The sequence below is a fragment of the uncultured Luteimonas sp. genome (assembly GCF_947492465.1).
Lineage (GTDB): Bacteria > Pseudomonadota > Gammaproteobacteria > Xanthomonadales > Xanthomonadaceae > Luteimonas.
The window spans coordinates 159,896-183,904 of sequence record NZ_CANLNF010000002.1; the positions used below are offsets into that span (position 1 = coordinate 159,896).

The 24,009-nt window shown below is 71.5% G+C and carries 21 protein-coding genes, 1 other RNA gene and 1 riboswitch; of the genes, 13 read left to right on the forward strand and 9 right to left on the reverse strand.

Annotated features, from left to right (window positions below; all coding sequences use genetic code 11):
• Positions 1 to 25: 25 nt before the first annotated feature.
• On the reverse strand, positions 26 to 2,350 hold the full coding sequence (locus Q0863_RS05760; RefSeq protein WP_298576285.1) for a winged helix-turn-helix domain-containing protein: 2,325 nt from the start codon (positions 2,348 to 2,350) through the stop codon (positions 26 to 28).
• Positions 2,351 to 2,702: 352 nt separating this feature from the next.
• On the opposite strand from Q0863_RS05760, the gene Q0863_RS05765 reads away from it, so the two are divergent.
• Entirely contained in the window at positions 2,703 to 3,074 is a 372-nt protein-coding gene (locus Q0863_RS05765) for a hypothetical protein (protein ID WP_298576286.1), read from the forward strand.
• Between the two features lie 50 nt (positions 3,075 to 3,124).
• Here Q0863_RS05765 and Q0863_RS05770 read toward each other — a convergent pair whose 3' ends face one another.
• The 3 genes from Q0863_RS05770 to Q0863_RS05780 form a co-directional block, all read right to left on the reverse strand.
• Positions 3,125 to 3,721, reverse strand: a complete 597-nt coding sequence (locus Q0863_RS05770) for a DUF4136 domain-containing protein (protein WP_298576288.1) — start codon at positions 3,719 to 3,721, stop codon at positions 3,125 to 3,127.
• A gap of 254 nt (positions 3,722 to 3,975) precedes the next feature.
• Entirely contained in the window at positions 3,976 to 5,856 is a 1,881-nt protein-coding gene (thiC, locus tag Q0863_RS05775; protein ID WP_298576289.1) for a phosphomethylpyrimidine synthase ThiC, read from the reverse strand.
• Between the two features lie 73 nt (positions 5,857 to 5,929).
• Positions 5,930 to 6,036: riboswitch (TPP riboswitch) on the reverse strand.
• A 50-nt stretch (positions 6,037 to 6,086) separates the two neighbouring features.
• Positions 6,087 to 6,890: a hypothetical protein gene (locus Q0863_RS05780; protein WP_298576291.1), complete on the reverse strand. Its 804-nt coding sequence runs from the start codon at positions 6,888 to 6,890 to the stop codon at positions 6,087 to 6,089.
• Between the two features lie 374 nt (positions 6,891 to 7,264).
• Between Q0863_RS05780 and Q0863_RS05785 the strand changes: the two genes are divergently transcribed.
• The 4 genes from Q0863_RS05785 (at position 7,265) to thrC (ending at position 12,406) form a co-directional block, all read left to right on the forward strand.
• Complete coding sequence (locus Q0863_RS05785; protein ID WP_298576293.1) at positions 7,265 to 7,393, forward strand: hypothetical protein; 129 nt, start codon at positions 7,265 to 7,267, stop codon at positions 7,391 to 7,393.
• 89 nt (positions 7,394 to 7,482) lie between these two features.
• Positions 7,483 to 10,047, forward strand: coding sequence for a bifunctional aspartate kinase/homoserine dehydrogenase I (gene thrA, locus Q0863_RS05790; protein ID WP_298576295.1), 2,565 nt, complete (start codon positions 7,483 to 7,485; stop codon positions 10,045 to 10,047).
• The gene (locus Q0863_RS05795; RefSeq protein WP_298576297.1) at positions 10,044 to 10,982 is read left to right on the forward strand and encodes a homoserine kinase; all 939 of its coding nucleotides are present in this window, start codon (positions 10,044 to 10,046) and stop codon (positions 10,980 to 10,982) included. Before thrA ends, Q0863_RS05795 begins: the two co-directional genes overlap by 4 nt.
• Positions 10,983 to 11,119: 137 nt before the next feature.
• The gene (thrC, locus tag Q0863_RS05800; protein WP_298576299.1) at positions 11,120 to 12,406 is read left to right on the forward strand and encodes a threonine synthase; all 1,287 of its coding nucleotides are present in this window, start codon (positions 11,120 to 11,122) and stop codon (positions 12,404 to 12,406) included.
• A gap of 12 nt (positions 12,407 to 12,418) precedes the next feature.
• Here thrC and Q0863_RS05805 read toward each other — a convergent pair whose 3' ends face one another.
• Positions 12,419 to 13,741 (reverse strand): aminopeptidase P N-terminal domain-containing protein, encoded by a 1,323-nt coding sequence (locus Q0863_RS05805; protein ID WP_298576301.1) that lies wholly within the window; start codon positions 13,739 to 13,741, stop codon positions 12,419 to 12,421.
• A 105-nt stretch (positions 13,742 to 13,846) separates the two neighbouring features.
• Positions 13,847 to 14,380, reverse strand: a complete 534-nt coding sequence (locus tag Q0863_RS05810) for a UPF0149 family protein (RefSeq protein ID WP_298576303.1) — start codon at positions 14,378 to 14,380, stop codon at positions 13,847 to 13,849.
• A 199-nt stretch (positions 14,381 to 14,579) separates the two neighbouring features.
• On the opposite strand from Q0863_RS05810, the gene Q0863_RS05815 reads away from it, so the two are divergent.
• From Q0863_RS05815 to rpiA, 7 genes are all read left to right on the forward strand, one after another.
• Positions 14,580 to 16,760 carry an EAL domain-containing protein gene (locus tag Q0863_RS05815; RefSeq protein WP_298576306.1) on the forward strand — a complete coding sequence of 727 codons (2,181 nt, stop codon included), beginning with the start codon at positions 14,580 to 14,582 and terminating at the stop codon, positions 16,758 to 16,760.
• Positions 16,761 to 16,790: 30 nt separating this feature from the next.
• Positions 16,791 to 17,012, forward strand: coding sequence for a TIGR02449 family protein (locus Q0863_RS05820; RefSeq protein ID WP_298576308.1), 222 nt, complete (start codon positions 16,791 to 16,793; stop codon positions 17,010 to 17,012).
• Positions 17,013 to 17,022: 10 nt separating this feature from the next.
• Positions 17,023 to 17,322, forward strand: a complete 300-nt coding sequence (locus tag Q0863_RS05825; RefSeq protein ID WP_298576310.1) for a cell division protein ZapA — start codon at positions 17,023 to 17,025, stop codon at positions 17,320 to 17,322.
• A gap of 183 nt (positions 17,323 to 17,505) precedes the next feature.
• A non-coding RNA gene (gene ssrS, locus Q0863_RS05830) (6S RNA) lies at positions 17,506 to 17,690 on the forward strand.
• Between the two features lie 104 nt (positions 17,691 to 17,794).
• Complete coding sequence (locus tag Q0863_RS05835; RefSeq protein ID WP_298576313.1) at positions 17,795 to 18,376, forward strand: 5-formyltetrahydrofolate cyclo-ligase; 582 nt, start codon at positions 17,795 to 17,797, stop codon at positions 18,374 to 18,376.
• On the forward strand, positions 18,373 to 18,840 hold the full coding sequence (locus Q0863_RS05840) for an EVE domain-containing protein (protein ID WP_298576315.1): 468 nt from the start codon (positions 18,373 to 18,375) through the stop codon (positions 18,838 to 18,840). Before Q0863_RS05835 ends, Q0863_RS05840 begins: the two co-directional genes overlap by 4 nt.
• Before the next feature lie 100 nt (positions 18,841 to 18,940).
• A complete protein-coding gene (gene rpiA, locus Q0863_RS05845; protein WP_298576317.1) occupies positions 18,941 to 19,591 on the forward strand; it encodes a ribose-5-phosphate isomerase RpiA in 651 nt (216 codons plus the stop codon).
• A gap of 87 nt (positions 19,592 to 19,678) precedes the next feature.
• Here the strand turns inward: rpiA and Q0863_RS05850 are convergent, their stop codons facing one another.
• The 3 genes from Q0863_RS05850 to Q0863_RS05860 all read right to left on the reverse strand — a co-directional run bounded on the left by Q0863_RS05850 (position 19,679) and on the right by Q0863_RS05860 (position 21,977).
• Positions 19,679 to 20,008, reverse strand: a complete 330-nt coding sequence (locus Q0863_RS05850; protein ID WP_298576319.1) for a hypothetical protein — start codon at positions 20,006 to 20,008, stop codon at positions 19,679 to 19,681.
• Between the two features lie 83 nt (positions 20,009 to 20,091).
• Positions 20,092 to 21,012, reverse strand: coding sequence for a patatin-like phospholipase family protein (locus tag Q0863_RS05855; RefSeq protein WP_298576321.1), 921 nt, complete (start codon positions 21,010 to 21,012; stop codon positions 20,092 to 20,094).
• A complete protein-coding gene (locus Q0863_RS05860; protein WP_298576323.1) occupies positions 21,009 to 21,977 on the reverse strand; it encodes a YafY family protein in 969 nt (322 codons plus the stop codon). The genes Q0863_RS05855 and Q0863_RS05860 overlap by 4 nt, the downstream gene beginning before the upstream one ends.
• A 227-nt stretch (positions 21,978 to 22,204) precedes the next feature.
• Between Q0863_RS05860 and Q0863_RS05865 the strand changes: the two genes are divergently transcribed.
• The gene (locus tag Q0863_RS05865; RefSeq protein ID WP_298576325.1) at positions 22,205 to 23,959 is read left to right on the forward strand and encodes an SLC13 family permease; all 1,755 of its coding nucleotides are present in this window, start codon (positions 22,205 to 22,207) and stop codon (positions 23,957 to 23,959) included.
• Positions 23,960 to 24,009: the final 50 nt, after the last annotated feature.

Below are 24,009 nucleotides of genomic sequence, written 5' to 3' on the forward strand. Positions count from 1 at the left end.
TGTTTGACGCGTCCGCTTCCGAAATTCAGGAAACCAGCACGAAATCGTGCCGACATCGCCCCGCAGCGCATCCGAAAGTCATGCCGCGCAGCGGGCGATCCATGACTTTCGCCAGGGTCCATCGGCGTTCTGGCACCACCGGCGTCGCCGCAGCGCGCAGCGCCTGCGGCAATCGTGTCCAGCCGATGTCGACGCTCTGCGTCATCGGCAGCCCGAGGTACAGCCAGCGTCCCTGCCCGTCCACCGCGGGCGAGCCGCCGACCGCCACGCCGTCGCGCGAGAGGCAGCTGCCGGGCCCGGCTGCCTGCAGCTCTCGCCACGGCGTCGCGCATCCCGGTTCCGGTCCGATCGAATACGCGCGCCCGCCATGCATGCCCCAGTGGCGGTAGTGCTGCGGTTCGGGCCGCGTGTCGGAGATCCGGGCGATGCCGCGCAGCGAGGCATCGGCGCGCCACAGGCCGGGCGCCGACGGACGGGTGAACACGATCGCGTCGCTGGCCGCGTCGTAGCGGGCCAGGCCGACGTCGTCCTCGGCCGCGAGTTCCCGCCAGTCGTCGCGCGCGTACAGCACCAGCCGCACCCGCCCGCGGCCATCGTCCACGCCCACCAGCAGCCGGTCGGGCCGCGCGGTGTACGCAGCGAACACGGGGCGCGCCGCCGGCACCGGCAGCGCCTGCAGTCGGCCCGAGCCCGCGTCGACCTCGAACAGGCGCTCGCCCGCGCCGGTGCGCCCGAGCACCAGCAGGCTGCGACCATCGCCCGACCACACCGGCGGATGCCGCGGCAGCGGCTGCAGGCCTTCGACCGCGCGCAGGGTGGCGGGCTGGTCGACTTCGCCCAGCCACAGCTGCACCGACATCGAGCGGTCGGACAGGAACGCCAGGGTGCGGCCGTCGGGCGAGATCGAGGGCAGCATGTCGACGCCGCTGGAGGCGAACACCGGCTCGGGCGGCGACTCGCCGCCCGCGTCGAGGCGCGTGCGGAACAGGCCGCTGCGCGACTGGTCGATCTCGAACACCATCGACCAGGCGTCGGCGGCGATGTCCGGGTGCACCGCGTTGCCCATCGGCAACCGCGGCAGCGGCTGCAGGCCGCCATCGGCCAGGCGAAGCATCCAGAGCGTGGATTCGCCGGAGACATGGCTGAGCACCAGCCCGCTGCCGTCGGGCAGCCAGTCCCAGCCGCGGATGTCGCCGCGCAGCCGGGTCAGCGGCCGCGGCGTGCCACCTTCGGCCGGCATGATCCACAGGTCGGCGAGCGACAGGTTGCGGCGGAACACCAGCTGCCGGCCATCGGGCGAGTAGCGCGGCAGCTGGTCGACATCGCCTTCGTCGAAGGCATAGTTCAGCGGTTGCCAGCGCCCCGAGGCGAAGTCGAGCCGTTGCAGCGGCGCGCTGGTGCCGCCGTCGGCGCGTGGACCGCCCATGACCAGGCCGCGGCCGTCGGGCGTCCAGTCGAACTGCGACCAGCTGCCGTGCAGGCAGGGCCCGGCTTCGCGCGGCTCGCCGCCGCTGGCGGCCACCAGCATGAACCGGCAGTCGTCGGGCGAGACGCGGACGAACGCGATGCGCGTGCCGTCGCGCGACCAGACCGGCATGCTGTCGGATTCGCCCGCGCCCGGCTGGGTGAGCGCGCGCGCCGCCGCCTGCGCCACCGGCTGCAGCATCAGGACGCTGTCGCCGTTGGCCCCCGCCTGGGCGAAGGCCACGGTCGAACCATCCGGGGACAGCGCGGGCAGGCGCTCCTGCCCGGGCGTGGACGTGATCGCGCGATAGTCCAGATCGAGCGCGGCGGGCACCTCGGCCACGGCGGCGCCGGACGCCGCATCGCCCGCGGCAAAGGTCCACAGCGTGGCGGCGGCGGCAAGCATCAGCAGGATGGCGGCGGCGGCGAACGCCGACGCCGGCAGCCGTCGGCGCGGCGCTGGCGAAGCGGGTGCCGGTTCCGGTCCCGACGTGTCCATCGCCGCCGATGGGTCGGACGCGGGCTGCATCGCCTCGTCCCCAACCGCCTCGTCGAGCCAGGCCGTGGGTGCGAGCAGGCGATAGCCGGTCTTGGCGATGGTCTCGATGTAGCGCGGCGCGTCGCGGTCGTCTCCGAACGCCTTGCGCAGCTGGGTGATGGCCTGGGTCAGCACATCGTCGGTCGGCATCGTGTCCGGCCAGACCTGCTGGAACAGCGTCTCGCGGGCGACCACGCTGCCGCCGCGCTCCACCAGCACCAGCAGCACCTGCAGCGCCTTGGGCGTGAGCCGGCGCGCTTCGCCGCCCTCGTCGCGCGCCACCATCCGCCGCTGCGTGTCGACTTCGCAATCGAGCACGCGAAGCCGCGTGGCCGTCGGACGGATCACGCGTCGCGGGCCGCGCCGTTCGGCGACGGCACATCGATGGGACGGGAAGTGGCGACCTGACGGTGCATGCGTTCGCGGCGCGGCACATGGGGGGACAGGACCGGCAGGCTCTCACCCCCGATGGCGCACGGCATGTGTCATTGGTAGGGCAAGCGCCGCAGGCAGACGGTTTCAGGCGCAACCGGCCTGGCGCGGGCATGCAGGCCGGCGCGGCGATCCGACATGCGGACATCCACGGCTTTGCCGCTTCCGGCCGCAGCCTCTGGCGGTGGGCACGGGCACTTCAGGCAGATTCGCCGCGGACTGCCGGCGCCTAGCCTGCATCACGTCCCCATACCCAGGAAGACCCCTCATGAAGACCATCGCGATCACCCTCGGCGCGGCCCTGCTCGCCGGCTCGCTGCTGCCCGCCGCCGCCAGCAACGCCAGCGCGCTGCCCGATTGCGTGTCGCTGTCGCCCGCGCACCAGGGCACCCGCGCAGCCGACAACGCGCAGCTCCTGCTCAAGGATGGCGACGCCCATTACCGGGTCGGCTTCAACGGAGCGTGCGACGCGATCGCCCGCAGCTCGCGCATCACCCTGGAAACCAACGGCGAGGCCAACCTGCTGTGCCCGCAGGGCACCACCGTGCGCGCCGCCAACGCCCGCTGCAGCGCTCGCTCGGTGGAACTGATTGAAGCGGACGTTTACGAGCGCAGGGCGCGCATGAACCGGCGCCGCTGAGCGGCCGCGTCCGGAACGCGGCATGTGCGTTGCGGACGGCGACCGTCCCCTTATCGGGGCGCCGGCACCATGCCGGCGCGATACGGATACTGGGCGAAGATGTCCGCCATCGCACCATCGATGCGAGCGCCACGCTCGGCGGCATCGCCGCTGCGCCCGACGCGACCGACCGCGATGCCTTCCCACACCAGGCGGTTGCGCGACGCGTCGATCAGGTCGACGTTGAGCGTGCCCTCGGTGTAGCGGTGCACGTCGGTGCGGTCGCGCCAGTACGGCACCACGTAATAGCCGCGCGCCCGGTAGCTGTAGTAGTAGGCGTAGTCGACCGTGGGCATCGAGGTCACGTCGGTACGCTGCTGCGTGTAGGCGTTGATGTTGAGCCAGAGGTCGGGCTTCTCGGTGGTGAACACGTAGCCGCGCGCTTCCATCTCGGCCCGCGCCGCCGCCTTCATGCGTTCGCTGGACGCGGAACTGTAGCCGCGCGATTCGATCGCCAGCGGCGAGTAGAAGGCGAAGCTGCGGTAGCGGCTGAAGTCGGCTTCCGGATCGGCCTCGGTGGTGATGCGCGGGCCGGTGGCGCAGGCGGCAAGCAGGGCGACCAGGGCGGCGAGGCCCAGGACCCGTGCTGCAAGGCGGAAAGTACTCATGGGCATGGCTCCTGTCGGTCAGGCGGACGCTAGCATGCGCGCCGCTACGCGGAGTGAATGGAACGGGTCCGGCGGCCGGCCGGGCCCGACCGCCGACAGGCGGCGTGCACATGGTCGTGACTGCCGATGGCTCAGGCTTGCACCACCAGCCCGACCGGTCGATCGGGCCTCTCTCTCCGATCCATGTTCAGGCGCCGGGCCCGGCGCCTTTTTTCTTGGTCCAGCATGGCCGCTTCCCTGCCACGGCGTGCGCGTCACCCGGGCCGGTAGACCTCGGCGCCCTGTTGGCGGAACTCGGCCGATTTCGCCGCCATGCCCGCCTCCAGCGCCTGCGTCGCCTCCACGCCCTCCGCGGCAGCGTAGTCGCGCACGTCCTGGGTGATCTTCATCGAGCAGAAGTGCGGGCCGCACATCGAGCAGAAATGCGCCAGCTTGTGCGCGTCCTTCGGCATCGTCTCGTCGTGCATCGACTGCGCCTTCTCGGGATCCAGCCCCAGGTGGAACTGGTCCTCCCAGCGGAACTCGAAGCGCGCCTTGGACAACGCGTTGTCGCGCACCTGCGCGCCGGGATGGCCCTTGGCCAGGTCGGCGGCGTGGGCGGCGATCCTGTAGGCCATGATGCCGTCGCGCACGTCCTCGCGGTTCGGCAGGCCCAGGTGCTCCTTGGGCGTCACGTAGCAGAGCATCGCGGTGCCGTACCAGCCGATCATGGCCGCGCCGATGGCGCTGGTGATGTGGTCGTAGCCCGGCGCGATGTCGGTGGTCAGCGGTCCCAGGGTGTAGAACGGCGCCTCGCCGCACTCGGCCAGCTGCTTGTCCATGTTCTCCTTGATCAGCTGCATCGGCACGTGCCCCGGGCCTTCGATCATGGTCTGCACGTCGTGCTTCCAGGCGATCTTCGTCAGCTCGCCCAGGGTCTCCAGCTCGCCGAACTGTGCGGCGTCGTTGGCATCGGCGATGCAGCCGGGGCGCAGGCCATCGCCCAGAGAGAAGGCGACGTCGTAGGCCTTCATGATCTCGCAGATGTCCTCGAAGTGTTCGTAGAGGAAGCTCTCGCGATGGTGCGCCAGGCACCACTTGGCCATGATCGAGCCGCCGCGCGAGACGATGCCGGTCACCCGCTTCGCGGTCAGCGGCACGTAGCGCAGCAGCACCCCGGCGTGGATGGTAAAGTAGTCCACGCCCTGCTCGGCCTGCTCGATGAGCGTGTCGCGGAAGATCTCCCAGGTCAGCTCCTCCGCGCGGCCGTCGACCTTCTCCAGCGCCTGGTAGATCGGCACCGTGCCGATCGGCACCGGCGAGTTGCGGATGATCCATTCGCGCGTTTCATGGATGTGCTTGCCGGTGGACAGGTCCATCACGTTGTCCGCGCCCCAGCGGATCGCCCACACCAGCTTCTCCACTTCCTCGGCAATGCCGGAGGACACCGCCGAGTTGCCGATGTTGGCGTTGATCTTGGTCAGGAAGTTGCGGCCGATGATCATCGGCTCGCTTTCGGGATGGTTGATGTTGCACGGCAGGATCGCGCGGCCGCGGGCGATCTCGTCGCGCACGAACTCCGGCGTGATCAGCGTCTGGATGCTGGCGCCGAAGGACTCGCCCGGATGCTGGGCCAGCAGGCCGGCATCGCGCACCGCGTCGAGCCGCTGGTTCTCGCGGATGGCGACGTATTCCATCTCGGGCGTGACGATGCCGCGGCGCGCATAGTGCATCTGGGTGACGTTGGCGCCGGTGCGGGCGCGGCGCGGCAGCGCGCGGTTGGGGAAGCGCACCGCGTCGAGCCTGGCGTTGGCCTCGCGTGCGCGGCCGAACTCGGAGCTGAGTGCCTGCAGCGCCTCGCTGTCGCCGCGCGCCTCGATCCAGCGTGCGCGCAGCGGCGGCAGGCCCGCCGCCAGGTCGATGCGCGCATCCGGGTCGGTGTAGGGGCCGGAGGTGTCGTACACGGTGACCGGCGGGTTGTCCTCGCCGCCGAACAGGGTGGGCGTGGACGACTGCGCGATCTCGCGCATCGCGACGCGCACGTCCGGCCGGGATCCTTCGACGAAGATCTTGCGCGAGCCGGGAATGGGCCGGGTGACGGAGGCGGAGAGTTCTCCGGTCTGCTGGATCAGCGAGGCTGCGGGGATGGCGTTCATCGGCGTCGTCCGTTGGCGGCCGCGAGGAATTCGCGGCGCGGAAACGAAGCGAAGACGCAGGCGCCCCGAACCGGGGCGTTGCCGCGAAGCTTCCCTACGCCGGTGTCAGCCGGATCAGGTTCGAAGGGACTGTCTCAATCCGTCCGGCGCCAGGCGCCGCGGATACCCCCGCTTCGTCGACCATTAGACCGCGCCCGCCGCGCCGGCGCCAGCCGCGGCGGGCGCGCGGCTCAGAACGCCAGGGTCACGCCCGCGATCGGGCCGCGGAAGCGCTGGTCCAGGCCCGCCGTGCCGTCGCCGCCATGCTGGCGGACGTTGAGCTTGAACCAGTCGTAGCCGGCGTACAGGCCGAAGTTGTCGGTAAAGCGGTATTCGACCAGCGCATTGGCCCGGCTCAGGTCGCCTTCGTAGTCGTCGAAGTCGCCCCAGTCGGCATCCAGGTACTGGCCCTGCACGACGAAGCGCCAGCGCTGGTCCGGGGTGTTGAAGCCCAGGCGCACGCCCACCACCGGCGCGGTGCCGCTCTCGGTTTCGCGCGCGGTGTAGCGCTCGCCGTCGCTGTCGGCGCGCAGTTCGGCCGCCAGCTTCGCGCGCTGCACGCCGACCTGCAGGCCGATGCTGGTGGTCGGGTTCTCGACCACGGCGAAGTCGTAGACCGCGCCGCCCAGGTCGAACTCGGTATCGAGGGCGGCGGTGGTGCCGGCGGGGATGCTGGTGTCGCCCAAGTCGATGTCCTCGCCCAGCACATAGCTGCGGTCCTGTCCGTAGCGGAAGTAGTTGAACAGCAGGCGGTGGCGGTTGCCGAAACGGAAGGCGCCTTCCACGCGCGGCACGGTCTTCTCGCCGAGCTCGTAGCGCTCGCTCTCGAAGGCGTATTCCTCGCCGCCGAACACGGTATCGGCGGAAAACTGGCTCTCGGCCTTGGCATGCATGCCGCCCAGGCGCAGGGTGAAGCGGTCGTCGTCGGCCTGCGCCGCAAGTGCGGGCGTCAGCAACAGTGCGCCAAGGGCGCAGGAAAGTAGCGTCTTGTTCACGGCATGGATCCTGTGGGGAAGAAAGCGCCAGCAGGTGGCCGGAAATATTGAAAGAGAGCGCGGGTAAAACATGCGTGAGCGCGCGCTGCGAATCGTGAAGGCGCGATTCAGCCGCGCAAGCGTGGTGCCCTGTGGCGACACACCACCGCTGGAAGAATTCCGGCAGGACCTTCGCCATGCCGCAGCGCCGATCGGCGGCGTCCGCAGGATGGACGCGTCGGGCAAGATGCACTGTCCGCGATCTTCGCTGGCGCGCCGGGAGCGTCGCCGGCCATCCGCCGTGCACCCGCCCAGCGACCCGCGACGATGGTTCCCGATGCAATCAAAACTGCGTCTTGACGCGCTGCATCATCGTCCGGTATTCATGACGGACCATGACGAACGTCCCCACCCTCTTCGCGTCCCATGCCGCAGCGCCCCGCGCGCAGGCGGTTGCGATTGCGACGATTATCACCACCACCGGCACCATTGGCGCCGGGGTGCGGACGCGCGTGCAGGATTGATCGACCACGCCGCTCCGCACCCGATCCGGGTGCGGGCCGCACGGCTTCCACCTCGACCGGACGCGGAGCCCAACCGGAGCTTCCAGAGCATGTCGTCCGCACCACAACTTCTCGGCGACGCTGTCGCCTCCGCCGCCTCGTCGGTGCTGGCGGCATTGCGGCCTGCGGCCGCAACCACGCGCGTGCACAAGTTCGGCGGCAGCAGCGTGGCCGACGCCGAACGCATCGCGCGCCTGGCGCCACTGGTCGACGACGGGGCGCAGGTGTGCGTGGTCGTGGTATCGGCCATGGCCGGCACCACCAACGCGCTGGTCGCGATGGCCACGCAGGCCGCCTCCGGACAGGACTGGAGCGGCGACTGGTCGGCGCTGCGCGAGCGCCACCTGCAGACGGCTGACGCCCTCGACCCGGATGGCCGGCACGGCCTGCGCGACGCGGTCGGACGCGATTTCGACGGCCTGCGCGACGACCTCCTCGCCCTGGCCTCGGCGACCGGCGACGTCGCCCCCCTGGTCGCGCAGGTGCATGGCCTCGGTGAGCTCGTGTCCTCGCGGCTGGTGCAAGCCGCGCTCGGCGGCGAAGCCGGCGGCTGGCAGCGGCTGGACGCCCGCGACGTGCTGGTCGTGCATCCGGGCGACATGGGCGTGGGCGTGGACTGGGACGCCTCGCGCGCGCGCTTCGGCGACTGGCGCGCACGCAACCTGCCGGCGCGGGTGGTGGTCACCGGCTTCGTCGCGCGCAACGGCGACGGTCAGAGCACCACGCTGGGCCGCAACGGCAGCGACTACTCCGCGGCGATCTTCGCCAACCTGGCCGATGCCGACGAACTGCTGATCTGGACCGACGTGGACGGCGTGCTGTCGGCCGACCCGCGCCTGGTGCCCGACGCCATGGTGCTGCCGACGATGTCCTACGCCGAGGCCTGCGAACTGGCCTATTTCGGCGCCAAGGTGCTGCATCCGCAGACCATGGCGCCGGTGCAGTCGCGCAGCATCCCGCTGTGCATCCGGAACACGCTCAACCCCGGCGCGCCCGGGACCTGGATCCTGGCCGAGAATCCGGAAGGCGACGCGGCGCTGTCTCCGGTCAAGGGCCTGACCATCGTCCGCGACATGGCGGTGCTCGAGCTCACCGGCAACGGCATGGTCGGCGTGCCCGGCACGGCGGAAAAGCTCTTCGCCGCGCTGCACCGGGCCGGCGTCTCGGTGGTGATGATCTCGCAGGGATCGTCCGAGCATTCGATCTGCTGCGTGGTCCGCGACAGCCAGGTCGAGCGCGCCCGCGCCGCGGTCGAGGCCGCGTTCGCCGATGCCATCGCCGACACCCAGGCGCAGACGGTGCACCTGACCCGCGGCATCGCGATCCTGGCCGCGGTCGGCGACGGCATGGTCGGCATCCCCGGCGTCGCCGCGCGGCTGTTCTCGGCGCTGGCGCAGGCGCGGGTGAACATCCGGGCGATCGCCCAGGGCGCCAGCGAACGCAACATCTCCGTGGCGATCGCCGATGCCGATGCCACCCGCGCGCTGCGCGCCACGCACTCGGCGTTCTGGCTGTCGCCGCAGACGGTGTCCGTGGGCCTGATCGGCCCCGGCCAGGTCGGGCGCGCGCTGCTGTCGCAGATGGCGGCGGTGCTGCCGCGGCTGCGCGCCACCTCCCAGGTCGACCTGCGCCTGCGCGGGATCGCCAACAGCGGCTACATGGCGCTGGACCATTTCGCCATCCATCCCGACGAGGCGACGTCGCGCCTGACCGGCATGACCACGCAGTCGTTCGACGCCTGCGCCTTCGCCGCGCACATCCGCGCCGAGCACATCCCGCATGCGCTGATCGTGGACTGCAGCGGCAGCGACGCGATCGCCCGCCACTATCCGCAGTGGCTCGCGGCCGGCATCCACATCGTGACCCCGAGCAAGCACGCCGGCAGCGGCGACTGGGACCGCTACGTCGCGATCCGCGAGGCGCAGCGCGGCGGCAGCCGCTTCATGTACGAGGCGACCGTCGGTGCGGGGCTGCCGGTGATCAGCACCCTGCGCAACCTGGTCGACACCGGCGACACGGTGCAGGCCATCGACGGCATGCTCTCGGGCACCCTGGCCTGGCTGTTCAACAGCTTCGACGGCAGCCGGCCGTTCTCGGCGCTGGTTCGCGAGGCGCGCGAACTGGGCTATACCGAACCCGACCCGCGCGACGACCTGTCGGGCCTGGACGTGGCGCGCAAGCTGGTGATCCTGGCGCGCGAGGCCGGACGCGAGCTGTCGCTGGACGACGTGCAGATCGAAAGCCTGGTGCCCGAAGCGCTGCAGGGCGTGCCGCGCGATGAATTCCTGGCCCGGCTGGAGGAGCTCGACGCGCCGATGCAGGCGCGGCTGGAAGCGGCCCGGGCGCAGGGACAGTCGCTGCGCCACATCGCGCACCTGTCCAGCGAGGGTGGCGCGCGCGTGGGCGTGGTCGCCCTGCCCGCCACGCACGCCTGCTGCCACACCCGGCTGACCGACAACCTGGTCCAGTTCACCACCGAGCGCTACGCCAGCAACCCGCTGGTCGTGCAGGGGCCCGGGGCCGGGCCGCAGGTCACCGCCGCAGGCGTGTTCGGCGATGTCCTGGCGATCGCGCACTCGCTCAGCGCCGGCGTCGGCGTCGGCGTGCAGGCATGAGCGCATCCGTCCGCGCCTTCGCGCCCGCCAGCGTCGGCAACATCGGGGTCGGATTCGACCTGCTCGGGCACGCCGTCGATGGCCCGCGCGACGTGGCCATGGTGCGCCGCATCGACGAGCCGGTGGTGCGCATCGACTCCATCGGGGGCAGCATCGCCGGGGTCGACCGACTGCCCCTCGAGGCGTCGCGCAACACCGCCGGCGGCGCGCTGATCGCGCTGCGCGAGTCGCTGGCGCTGCCGTTCGGCTTCGCCCTGGCGCTGGACAAGGGCATTCCGCTCGGGTCCGGGCTCGGTGGCTCGGCCGCCTCATGCGTGGCCGCCCTGGTCGCGGCCAATGCGCTGCTCGACGCGCCGCTGCCGCGCGAAGCCCTGTACGGGTTCGCGCTGGACGGCGAGGCGCTCTCCAGCGGCAGCCGCCACGGCGACAACGTGGCGCCGATGCTGCTCGGCGGCGTGGCGGTGGCGACCGCCAGCCGCGCGCTGCGACTGGAAGTCCCCGGGTGGCTGCACGCGGTCGTGGTGCATCCGGACCAGGTACTGGAAACCCGTCGTTCGCGCGAAGCCCTGGCCGCGCCCTACCCGCTGCACGCGCTGGTCGAACAGACCGCGCACCTGGCGCAGTTCCTGCTCGGGCTGCAGCGCGGCGACGCCGAACTGATCCGCGCCGGGCTGCACGACGTGCTGGTGGAGCCGCGGCGGGCGCCGCTGATCCCGGGCTTCGCCGCGGTCAAGGCGGCGGCACTCGACCACGGCGCGCTGGGCTCGAGCATTTCCGGTGGCGGACCCAGCGTGTTCGCCTGGTTCGACTCGCGCGCCGCCGCCGAGCGCGCCGCGCCGTCGATGCGCCAGGGCTTCGTCGATGCCGGCTTCGACGCGCGCGCCTACGTCACCCCGGTGGATGCACCACGCGCCGAGGTGCTGGCGGCGCAGTAGGCGGCGTGCGCACCGCCTCGCCGGTGCGCGGTGGAATCGGCAAGGCGGTCGTGGCAACCGGTACGAGTCCGCGCATCCGCGCGGCGAGAACGCGCCCAGGCGCAAGCGAACCAGTCGTTGGAGGTCGAGCAGGCACCATGGAGTTCATCAGCACCCGCGGGCAGGTCGCGCCCACCCCGATCGATGCCGCGCTGGTCGCGGGACTGGCCCCCGATGGCGGCCTGTACGTGCCCGAAGCGATCCCGACCGTCGACTTCACGGTCCCGGCCGGCACCCTGGCGGCGACCGCGTTGCGCACGCTGGCGCCGTTCTTCGTCGACTCCGCGCTGCGCGGGCGGCTCGAGGCGATCTGCGCCGACGCGTTCTCGTTCGACGCACCGCTGCGTCCGCTCGCCGGCCGAGGCGATCACGTGCTGGAGCTGTTCCACGGGCCGACGGCCGCGTTCAAGGACTACGCCGCGCGCTTCCTGGCGCGCGCGCTGGAAGGGCTGCGCGACCCGGCCTCGCCGCCGACCACGATCCTGGTGGCAACCTCGGGCGACACCGGCGCGGCCGTGGCCGCGGCGTTCCATCGCCGCCCGGGCTTCCGCGTCGTCATCCTGTATCCCGACGGCAAGGTGTCGCCGCGGCAGGCGCACGGACTGGGCTGCTGGGGCGACAACGTCTCGGCCTGGCGCGTCGAGGGCAGCTTCGACGACTGCCAGCGACTGGCCAAGCAGGCGCTGTCGGACGAGGCGTTGCGGGCCAGGGTCGCACTGGGCTCGGCCAACAGCATCAGCCTCGGCCGGCTGCTGCCGCAGGCGGCGTACTACGCGCACGCGGCCAGCCACTTCCACGCCGCGCACCGCCGGACGTTGAACTTCATCGTGCCGACGGGCAACCTCGGCAACGCCAGCGCCGCGTTCGTCGCACGCTCGATGGGTGCGCCGGTCGGCGAGATCCGCCTGGCCTGCAACGCCAACGACACGCTGCCGCGTTACTTCGCCGGTGGCGACTACGCGCCGCACGCCACCCGCGCCACCCTGGCCAACGCCATGGACGTGGGCGCGCCCAGCAACTTCGAACGGCTGCGCCACTGGCACGGGAGCGACGCGCAGCTGCGTGCGGGCTTCGTCGCAGGATCGGTCGACGACGCCACCATCCGCAAGGTGGTCGCCGCGGCGCCGGCGCGCCACGGGATCGTCGCCTGCCCGCATACCGCGACCGCGCTCAGGCTGCTGCAGGACCTGCGCGACGCCGGCGACGTGCGCGACTGGGCGGTGGTGGCCACCGCGCATCCGGCCAAGTTCGAGACCATTGTCGAGCCGCTGGTCGGCCGCGTCGTCGAGCCGCCGCCGGCCCTGGCCGAATGCCTGGCCAGGCCGGCGCAGGCGCAGGCGTTGGCCGCAGACTACGACGCGCTGCGCCGCTTGCTGGAAGGCTGAAGCGCGCCGCGCTCAGCGCGCCATGAACGCCTCGATCTCGTCGGCGCTGCGTGCGAGCTCGCCGGTCAGCACTTCATGGCCGTCGCGGGTGATCGCCACGTCGTCCTCGGTGCGGATGCCGATGCCGCGCCACTTGGCCGCCACGCTGGTGTCGTCGGCGGGAATGTACAGGCCCGGCTCGATGGTGAAGACCATGCCCGGCTCGAGCAGCCGCGACTCGCCGTCGAGCCGGTAATCGCCCACGTCGTGCACGTCCAGGCCCAGCCAGTGCCCGGTCTTGTGCCGGTAGTAGCGCTTGTAGCTGCCGTCGGCGATGTTCTTTTCGAGCTTGCCGCGCAGCAGCCCCAGCCGCAGCAGGCCCTCGGTCAGGGTCTGGACGGCGGCGTCGTGGCCGGCTTCGTAGGGCAGGCCGGGGCGCGCCTGTGCCAGCGCCGCGGCGTAGGCGGCGTCGACCAGGTCGTGCAGCGCGCGCTGGGCCGGGCCGAAGCGCCCGCTGACCGGGAAGGTGCGGGTGATGTCGGCCGCATAGCCGCGGTATTCCGCACCGGCATCCACCAGTACCAGGTCGCCGCTGCGAGCCTGGCCGCGGTTGGCCCGGTAATGCAGCACGCAGGCGTTGGCGCCGGCGCCGACGATGCTGGCGTAGGCGGGCTCGGCGTCGGCCGCGCGGAACACCCGTTCCAGTTCCGCCTGCAGCTCGTACTCGCGCACGCCCGGGCGCGCCGCGCGCATCGCCGCCTCGTGCGCCTGCACGCTGATGTTCGCGGCATGCCGCATCAGCCGGATCTCGTCGCGGGTCTTGAACAGCCGCATCTCGTCGAGCAGGTGGCCCAGCTCCAGGAACTCGTGCGGCGGCTGCGCGCCCAGCCGCACCTGCGCGCGCACGCGGTTGAGCCAGCCGATCAGCTTGAGGTCGAACTCGGTGTCGCGACCGAAGTGGTAGTAGACGCGGGTGCGGCCCTCGAGCAGGCCGGGCAGGATCTCGTCGAGATCGTCGATGGGATAGGCGTCGTCCATGCCGAAGGCCTCGACCGCGCCTTCCGGGCCGGCACGCGGGCCGTCCCAGCCTTCCCGCTCGGGGTCGCGTTCGCGGCAGAACAGCAGCGTCTCGCCGTGAGCCCGACCCGGCACCAGCACCAGCACCGCCTCCGGCTCGGGAAAGCCGGTCAGGTACCACAGGTCCGAATCCTGTCGGTAGGGATAGTGGGTGTCGCGGCTGCGGATCCGCTCGGGCGCCGCCGGCAGCACGAGGATGGCGTCGTCGCCGGCCATGCGCATCAGCTGGCGCCGGCGCCGGGCATAGGCTTGGGCGGAGATGCCGGAGACCGGGCGCATCAGCGCACGTCCGCGCCAGCGGCGCCGGGGGGCAGCGTGCGTGTCGAGGCGGGCGGCAGCGGGCCGCGGACGGAGCAGGCGACAGGCGTCATCGGCACGCGGTGGCTAGTTCAGGCGCCCGCGGTGGCGCGGCCCCAGCGCGCAGTCGCCGTGCAGCAGCAGCACCGCGACGCGCACGTATTCCTCGATCTCGGCCAGTGCGTCCTCGTCTTCCTCGTCGCCGCCTTCCTCGGCCGCCGCGGCCGACAGGCGGACGAGGTCGGCCAGCGCTTCCTGGCCCTCGGCGGACAGCGGCGGGGTCGGCCCGGCGGCCAGGCCGAAGCCGCCGACGAAGCCCCGGCACCAGTCGAACAGGGCACCGCTGCGCTCGTACAGGCTGGCGTCTGCCTCGGGCAGCAGCAGCTCGAAGCCGAATTCCCGATCCTCCAGCTGCGCCACGCTGGCCTCGCGCAGCCGGTCGAACGCGTCGCCTGGCGCCACCGCGTCGATGTCGGCATCGGCCAGCACCCGCGCGAGCCAGTCGGGACCGTCGCTGCCGCCACCGGCCAGCCAGCCGCACAGGCCGCCGTGCAACTCGCTCGCGCCCGTGCCCAGTTCGCGACCGCGGCTGGCCGATTCGACTTCCTGCAGGGGGGGCAAGGCTGGAGGCACAGGCGGTTTCCGGGCGGTGGAACGCAAGTCTAGAACGTCGACGGCGCTGCTGCATGCGGCCGTGCCGCGCGCGATGCGCCTGATCGCGCTTGTTGCGGGCCTGCGCTGGCGCCTACACTCGTCATGTCCATGAACGCTACGCGCAGGGGTTCTCCGCGTGCCGACCAATCCGGGGGATCTCCAGCTCATGGCTGCGGCGGCTGCCGTGCTCGTGCTGCTGGTCGCGCTGGTGGTCATCACCCTGCGCCGTCGCCAGAGCGAGCGCTCCCATGTCGCGCGCCTGCGTGACCGCGAGGAACGGCTGAAGCTCGCCCTGTGGGCCACGGGCGAGCGCTACTGGGACTACGACGTGGCCAGCGGCCGGGTCAACCGCCTGGCGCTGGACACGCACGAGGATACGGGCGGACGCCTGGGCGAGGACGTCGTCGACCTTGGCGCCATCATCCACCCCGACGACCTGCCGGTGGCCCGCCAGCGCATCGCCGAGTACCTGGCCGGCGGTACCGACACCGTGCTCGCCGAGCTGCGCATCGAGCGCGAGGGCGAATGGGTGTGGATGCGCGCCCGCGGGCGGGCGGTGGCCCGCGACGAGCAGGGCAGGATTCTGCGGATCGCCGGCACCGCGCTCAACATCACCGGCACCCGCGCCGCCGAGCGCGAACTGCGCATCTCCAGCGAAGTGCTGCGCAGCATGAACGAGGCGGTCGTGGTGATCGACCGCAACTTCGACTTCGTCTCGGTCAATCCGGCGTTCCTGCGCATGACCGGCTACGAGGAGGACGAGCTGACCGGACGCAACGCCAGCATCCTCGACAGCCTCCAGCACGACGGCGCGTTCTACCAGCACATCCGCGAACAGATCCGGCGCAAGGGCCGCTGGACCGGCGAGATCTGGCAGCGGCGCAGGGATGGCGAGGAATTCCTGTGCCAGATCGAGTCCAGCACGGTCTACGACAAGAACGGCCAGCTGATCCTGTACGTGATCGTGCTCAACGACATCACCCAGCAGAAGCGCGCCGAGCAGGAACTGCGCTACCTGGCCAACTTCGACACCCTGACCAACCTGCCCAACCGCTCGCTGCTGTCCGAGCGCCTGTCGCGGGCGATCGTGCGCGCGCACCGCGAGGACAACCGCATCGCGGTGCTGTTCCTCGACCTCGACCGCTTCAAGGACGTCAACGACTCGCTCGGCCACGCCGCCGGCGACCGCATCCTGCGCGCCGCCGCCGCGCGCCTGCAGCAGACCGTGGGCATGCACCACACGGTCGCCCGGCTGGGCGGCGACGAGTTCACCGTGGTGCTGGAGAACCTCGCCTCGCCCGAGGAAGCCGACCACGTGGCGCGCGAGATCATCATGGCCTTCGAGGCGCCGCTGTTGCTCGACGACCGCCGCGAGATCGCGATTTCGCCCTCGATCGGCATCAGCCTCTACCCCGACCACGCGCACGTGCCGACCGAACTGCTCAAACAGGCCGACACCGCGATGTACCAGGCCAAGGCCGCCGGCCGCCGCACCTTCATGCGCTACGACGACGCGATGGACGTGGTCGTGCGCCAGCGCGCGACCATCTCCGGCGCGCTGCGCAAGGTGCTCGATCGCGGCGAACTGCGCCTTGTGTTCCAGCCGCAGATGGCGCTGGCCCAGGGCCGCATCACCGGCGTGGAGGCGCTGCTGCGCTGGCGCAGCGCAGAGCACGGCGAGATCCCGCCCTCGGATTTCATCCCGATGGCGGAGGAAAGCGGTCTGATCCTGGAGATCGGCGAATGGGTGCTGCGCGAGGCCTGCCTGACCCTCCAGCGCTGGCGCCAGCACGGCCTGACCAACCTCACCGTGTCGGTCAACGTGTCCGTGCTGCAGCTGCTGCGCGGCGACTTCCCCGAAGTGGTGAGCCGCGTGCTGGCCGACATCGACCTGCCGCCGAGCGCGCTCGAGCTGGAGCTGACCGAGAGCGTGCTGATGGCCAATGCCGAGCACGCCGCCGCCAAGCTGCAGTCCTTCCGCGAACTGGGCGTGTCGCTGGCGATCGACGATTTCGGCACGGGCTATTCCTCGCTGGCCTACCTCAAGCGCCTGCCGATCACCACGATCAAGATCGACAAGGCCTTCATCGGCGATCTCACCCACGACCCGGAAGACGCGGCGATCACCAGCACGGTCATCACCATGGCCCACTCGCTGGGCCTGAACGTGGTGGCCGAGGGCGTGGAGACCGACGCCCAGGCGCGCTTCCTGAGCGACCACCAGTGCGACGAGGTCCAGGGCTTCTGGCTGTCGCAGCCGCTGGAGGCGCATGCCTGCCTGGCCTTCATCCGCAACTGGCGCCCGGCCCGCGAGCAGGTGCCGGCGCCGCCGCTGGCCGCGCCTTGACCGCTCCGCGCGGCCTGTTATCGTGCCGCCATGGACCGCCCCGACGTGATCGCCCAGCTCCGCGCGCTCACCGCGCGCATCGACGCGCTGGTCGACCGCGCCCAGAAGCTGTCCGAGGAGAACCGCTCGCTGCGCCAGCAGCACGAGCAGATCTCGGGCGAACGTTCGCAGCTGCTGGCCAAGAACGAGCAGGCGCGCTCGCGGGTCGAGGCGATGATCGCGCGGCTCAAGTCGCTGGAACAGCACACGTGAGCGTGCGCGCATGAGCGGGACCAGCGAGGCGGTCAACGTCCGCCTGCTCGACCGCGAGTACACGGTGGGCGTGTCGGCCGACGGGCGCGAGAGCCTGGTGGCGGCTGCGAAACTGCTCGACGAGCGCATGCGCGAGGTCCGCGGCAGCAACCGCATGGCCGCGGTCGACCGCGTGGCCGTGCTCGCGGCGCTGAACCTGGCGCACGAACTGCAGCAGGTGCGGGTGGAGAACGCACAGCGCGACCGCGAGATGGCCGACCTGCTCGAAAGCCTGCAGCGCAAGCTCGACGACCTGATCGACGCGCGCTGACGCCGCCGCGACGCATGGGTGCCCGTCACGGATGTCACCGCTGCGCCTGAACGCGCTGCGCGGGCCGGGCAACGCGATCCGCCACCGCAATGCGCCGCGCGCGACCGGGCGGAAATGAACCGATGCACGCGGCGCCCGACGAACGGACTTGGCAGGTTTTACCGGCGGGCTATACTTCGTTTGCGTCCTCTGCCGTGATCGACGGCATGCGCAACATTCGCCTTGTCCCTTAATTACGACCACGGGGGCGCGAGGAATCCGGGAGTGCAGGTCCGCCTTGCAGCGGGAAGCCCGATGGAAACCGAACGCTCCCACTTGAACCCCGGGTTCAAGGTCGTTTCGCAGGCATCGGCATGTGCGGAGGACGTATTCATTCCGGTCGCGCGCCGCCACGGATTCCGTCGCGGCGCCGCTTCCAGTGACCCGGCAGGGGCGGTCACAATAGCGCGCATGCTCTTGCGCGGATCCCACCATGAACGATGACCGCGGCGCACTGCGCCGCGAGATGCGCGCACGCCGTCGCGCCCTGCCCGCGGCGACGCGCATCGCCGCGGCGGACGCGCTGGCTTCGCGCCTGCTGGCGTTGCCGTTCGCCCCGCAGGCCGGCGCGGTGGCGGGCTACTGGGCGATGGACGGCGAGATCGCGCTGCACGCCTGGCAGCTGCGCCTGCCGCGCGCCGTGCGCTACTGCCTGCCGGTGCTGCACGCCGACGACACCCTGCGTTTCGCGCCGTGGAAACCCGGCGCGCCGCTGTCGACCAATCGCCACGGCATCCCCGAACCCGACGTGCCCGAAGCCGAACTGCTGCGCCCCGAACAGCTCGACCTCGTGGTCGCGCCGCTGGTTGCGTTCGACGCGGCCGGGCACCGGCTCGGCATGGGCGGCGGCTGGTACGATCGCAGCTTCGCCGCACGCCTGGACCGGCCCGCGCCGCCCCACCTGGTCGGCGCCGCGTTCTCCGTGCAGCAGGCCGACGCGATCCGGCCCGAGGCCTGGGATATCCCGCTCGACGCGGTCTGCACCGAATCCGACACCTTCCTGGTGAGCCCATGAGTCCGCGCAAGCGCTACTGGCTGATGAAGTCCGAACCCACGGATTTCTCGATCGACGACCTCCAGCGCGTCCGCACCGAACCCTGGACCGGCGTGCGCAACTACCAGGCGCGCAACTTCATGCGCCAGATGCAGGTCGGCGACGGCGTGCTGTTCTACCACTCCAACACCGAGGTGCCGGGCATCTACGGGATCGGCGAGGTCGCGAGCGCGCCGTATCCGGACCCGACCCAGTTCCAGAAGAAGTCCAAGTACTTCGACGGGAAGTCCACGCGCGAGCAGCCGCGCTGGGACCTGGTCGACGTGGGCTTCGTGCGCAAGCTGGAGCGTGCGATCCCGCTCGACGAGATCCGCGGGCACGCCGAGGCGCTGGGCGAGGAGTTCGCGCTGATCCGCAAGGGCACGCGCCTGTCGGTGCTGCCCGTGACCGCCGCGCAGTGGAAGCTGCTGCTGGCGCTGGAGTGAGTCCGGTCATCCATTCTCCGCCGCGCCCGGCCAGGCCCGCTCCGGGCCGCCCGGGCTGACCGGCCGCCGCCACCCAACAGACACCCCCCGGGAACCGCACATGTCCGAATCCAAGCGCCTGGCCGGCGAGAAGGCCATCGAATTCGTCGAGGACGGCATGGTTGTCGGCGTCGGCACCGGCTCGACGGTGGCCTACTTCATCGACGCACTGGGCAGGATCCGCGACCGCATCGCCGGCGCGGTATCGAGCTCGGAGCAGAGCACGCAGCAGTTGCGCCGGCTCGGCATCGAGATCCTCGACCTCAATGCCACCGGCCCGCTACCGCTGTACGTCGACGGTGCCGACGAATGCGATCCACGGCGCTGCCTGATCAAGGGTGGCGGCGCGGCGCTGACCCGCGAGAAGATCATCGCCGAGGCCAGCGAGACATTCGTCTGCATCATCGACCCGGCCAAGCAGGTCGACGTGCTGGGCAGGTTCCCGCTGCCGGTCGAGGTGATCCCGATGGCGCGCAGCCTGGTCGGGCGCGAGATCCTGGCCCGGACCGGCGGCCAGCCGGTGTGGCGCGAGGGCGTGGTGACCGACAACGGCAACCTCGTGCTCGACGTGCACAACCTGCGCATCACCGACCCGGTGGCGCTGGAGCGTGAACTCAACCAGATCCCCGGCGTGGTGAGCGTGGGCCTGTTCGCGCGACGCCCCGCCGACGTGGTGATCGTGGGCGGACAGCCGCCGCAGATCCTGCGCTGAGGTCCGGCGACGCCAGGAGTCACGCAGCGCGGGCCGCGTGGTTTCCGGACGGGTCCGTCCCTGGATCCACCCGAAAGACGAAGGTTTTCAGCGCAATGCCAGCGCCGCGAGCAGGCGCGATGCGGGCCGCGGCGCCGGGCCGCGCCTGCGTGCGGCCATGGCCGCGGCCGGACGACGGCGGCGCAGGACAGGGGTCGCGCCGGTCGCGCGGGCGGCCCCGCTGCGCCGCGACAGGCGCAGCGCGGCGGCCATCGCCAGGCCCGAGCCCGGCGCCAGCGCCAGCCACGGCGCCGCCCAGCCCGGCGCCGGCAGCGACAGCATCGCCACCACGCCCAGGAACAGCGCGCCCAGCAGCGCGGCTTCGATGGTGCGCAGCGGCGCCTCGGCGGTGCGGTGCAGCGGGGTCGGTGCGGTCATGGCGGCGGCTCCTGGGTGGGAGCGCAGCCTCGCCCAGGCACATCTCAACGGCTGCGACGGCCGCGGATGGCCGGACGCCGGGCTCAGTAGCCGGCGGTGTCCAGCGCCCGGGTCGCCACGGCGCGGCCGACGTCGATCAGTTCGGCCGCGCGCCAGAATTCGTAGAACTGGCAGACGTCGCGGGGGATGCGGATCAGCAGCTCGGGCGGATCCAGCGCCAGCTGCACGCGCGAGATCTGCGCCTGCATCGTGTCCAGCGAACGCGACATGATCTCGGGCAGCGACATGCGCAGCGCGTCGCCGCCGGCGTCCCCCGCCTCGCCCGCCACCGCGCGTTCCAGCCAGTTGCCGATGCGCGCGCCGAAGCCGGGGCCATCATCCCTCTGCGGCGGCGAAGCCGGTTCGCCCGGCGGACGCCGTGGCCAGCCATGCATGTCCACGGCCACCAGGCGGTGCGCGTCGGCCAGCCGGGTCGCGGTGATCGGCAAGGGCGCCAGCAGGCCGCCGTCGACCAGCGCGCGGCCGTTGACCCGGTGCGGCGTGAACAGTCCCGGGATCGCGAACGAAGCTCGCAGCGCATCCCACAGGCGGCCCTCGCGGATCCAGACCTCGCGCTGACGCTCCAGGTCGACCGCGACCGCGGTGAACTCGACCGGCAGCGTCTCGATCAGCGGATCGCCCACCACCTCGCGCATCGTCTCCACCAGGCGCTGTCCCTGCAGCACGCCCGAGCGCCGCCAGCCCGGATCGAGCAGGCGCAGGAAATCGTTGCGCGACATGGCGCGCAGGCGCTCGTCGAAGGCACGCAGGCGGCCGGCGGCGAAGATCCCGCCGACCAGGGCGCCGCTGGACGATCCGGACACCGCGTCGATGGCGAAGCCGCGCTCCTCCAGCACCTCGATCACGCCGATCTGCGCCAGCCCGCGCGCGCCGCCGGCGCCCAGCGCCAGCGCGATGCGTTCACGCCCGGCCTGCGCGGGGGCGCCCGGTGCGTCGGACGTCACCGTTCGTAGTTCGACAGCGCCAGCTGCAGCAGCGCCTTGGCCTGCTCGCGCAGGGCCGGCGGCGCCACGATCTCGGCGTCCGCACCGTAGTGCAGCACGTCCATCAGCAGTTCGCGCGACGCGCTGTAGGGCAGCTTGAGCTCGTAGCGCCCGTCGGGCAGCAGGCGACCCTGCTGTTGCGAATGCCAGTGTTCGTCGGCCACCCAGCGCGCAGCCTTGGCGCTGAACATGATCGTCGCCACGCCCTTGGCCGGGCCGGAGAAGATGCCGTAGCTGCCGGCCAAGTGGGTGTCGAGTTCGGCCTCGTCGATGTCGCGGGCCGCGGCGTCGAGCACGCGCGCGGTGGCAATGCGGTCGACCGAGAAGCTGCGCAGCGCCTCGCGCTCCTGGTCCCAGGCGTCGAGGTACCAGTTGTCGCGGTAATGGGTGATGCGCTGCGGGGACACGGTGCGCCGGGTCTTCTCGTCGGTGGAGCGGGCGCGGTAGTCGAACGCCAGCTGCTTGCGCTGCAGCACAGCCGAGCAGACGTTGCGGAACACGTGCTCGTCCATGCGCCGGCCGCGGTGCGGCACCACCCGCACCCGCTCGACCGGCCACTGCTTGCCGGCCGAATGCTCGTCGAGCAGCTTGTCGATGCGCGACTGCAGCGGCGCCAGCGCGCTGGACAGCACCCCGCCGGCGCTGCGCGAGAGCAGCTGCTGCGCGGCCAGCAACGCGTGCAGTTCGTCGGAGTTGAGCCACAGCCCGGGCAGTTCGAAGCGGCCGCCCTCCTCCGCGTCGTAGCGAAAGCCGGCCTCGCCATCGCCGACGATCGGCGCCATCAGCGCATCGCGCAGGAACGCCAGGTCGCGGTAGACCGTGGCGCGCGAGCATTCGAGTTCCTCCTGCAGCCGCGCGACCGTCACCGGGTAGCGCGAGGTCTTGAGGATGCGGTGCAGGGACAGGATGCGTTCGTATCGGTCCATGCGGGCGATTATGCGCTGTCCGCGGCCGCTTGGCGCCAGCCGGGCGGGCGCGGAAACGTCCGGCACGGCCTGCGGATTTGCAGCATCGCGGCACCGGCCGCACCATGTGCAGTGGATTTCGCGGGGACATGGCCGGACGTGGCCGACAGGACAACCGGACCGACGACGGCGGAAGCGGGGCGCGCAGACTTGCGTGCGGCCGCCGCGCGCGCGCGCAGGGAGACGCCATGGCCCTGTGGCTGACCCTGGGGATCCTGGCCGGGGCGATCTACCTGTTCGTCACCGAGCGGCTGCGCGTGGACGTGGTCGCGCTGCTGGTGATGACCGCGCTGGTGGTCACCGGCGTACTCAGCATGACGGAGGGGCTGTCGGGCTTCAGCAGCCAGGCCACGATCATGGTCGCGGCAATGTTCGTGCTGAGCGCGTCCCTGCAGCGCAACGGCGCCGTGGCCGCGATCGGCGAGGTCCTGTCCAGGATCCGCTCCCAGTGGCTGTTCCTGCTGGTGATGCTGGTGCTGGTCTCGTGCGTGGCCGCGTTCGTCAACAACACCGCGACGGTGGCCGTGTTCCTGCCGCTGGTGCTGGCCGCCAGCACCGCCAACCGCTGGGCGCCGTCGAAGTTCCTGATCCCGCTGTCCTACATGTCGCAGGCGGCCGGGGTGTGCACGCTGATCGGCACTTCGACCAACCTGCTGGTGGACGCGATGGCGCGAGACGCGGCGGGCGTGGGCTTCACCCTGTTCGAGTTCGCACCGCTGGGCATCGTGTTCGTCGGCATCTGCATGCTGTACCTGATGACGGTCGGACGCTGGCTGCTGCCCGACCGCGGCGTGCCGGGCACCGCGGAGAACGAGCACGTCGGCCGCTACGTCGCCGAGCTGCTGGTGCCGGAGGAGTCGAGCGCCATCGGCCTGCGCCGCAACCAGGTGGTGCCGGCCAGCATCGACGATGCGGTGGTGCTGGAGATCCTGCGCGACGGGCGCGCGGTGTACGGCGCCGATGCCGAGGTGCGCGCCGGCGACCGGCTGCTGTTGCGCGGCGAATGGAAGCACATCGCCGCGGTGCGCAAGGCGCGCCGGCTGAAGTTCGACCACGTCGCACGCGACCTGGACGGCGACATCGACGCCGAACGCGTGCAGGTCGAGGTGATGGTCTCGCCCGGCTCGCACCTGATCGGGCACACGCTGTCGGGGATGCGCTTCGGCCACATGTACCGCGCGCGGGTGCACGGCATCCACCGGCGCCTGCTCGACGTGCGCCAGCCGCTGGACCACGTGCAGCTCAACCTGGGCGACGTGCTGCTGCTGGACGCGCCGGCCCGGGCGATCGAGGACCTGCGCGCGGACAAGGGCATGATCGTGCTGGGCACGCGCAAGCAGGCCCGGCCCGACCCGTTCCGGGCGACGCTGTCGGTGCTGGTGATGGTGGCCACGATCGGGGTGGCCGCGCTGGGCTGGCTGTCGATCGTGGAGGCGGCGCTGGTCGGCTGCGGGGCCCTGCTGGTGTTCGGCCTGATCGAACCGGACGAGGCCTACCGCGCGATCGACTGGCGGGTGATCCTGCTGCTGGCCGGGATCCTTCCGCTGGGCGTGGCGCTGCAGAAGAGCGGCGGCGCGGCACTGGCAGCCGACTTCATGATCGGCACCCTGGGCGGTTTCGGCCCGCTGGCCGCGCTGGCCGCGGTCTACCTGATGACCTCGATCGCCACCGAGTTCATGAGCAACAACGCCTCGGCGGTGCTGGTGGTGCCGATCGCGCTGGCCACCGCCGAATCGATGGGCATCGACCCCAAGCCCCTGCTGGTGGCCGTCGCCTTCGCCGCCTCGACCAGCTTCGCCACGCCGATCAGCTACCAGACCAACACGATGGTGTTCACGGCCGGCGGCTACCGGTTCTCGGACTTCGTGCGCATCGGACTGCCGCTCAACGTGGTGTTCTGCACCGCAGCGATCGTGCTGATCCCGCGCTTCTTCCCGTTCTGAGCGCGGCGCCGGACGGTTTTCGTCTCCGGTTCAGTTGAGATCACGGCCGC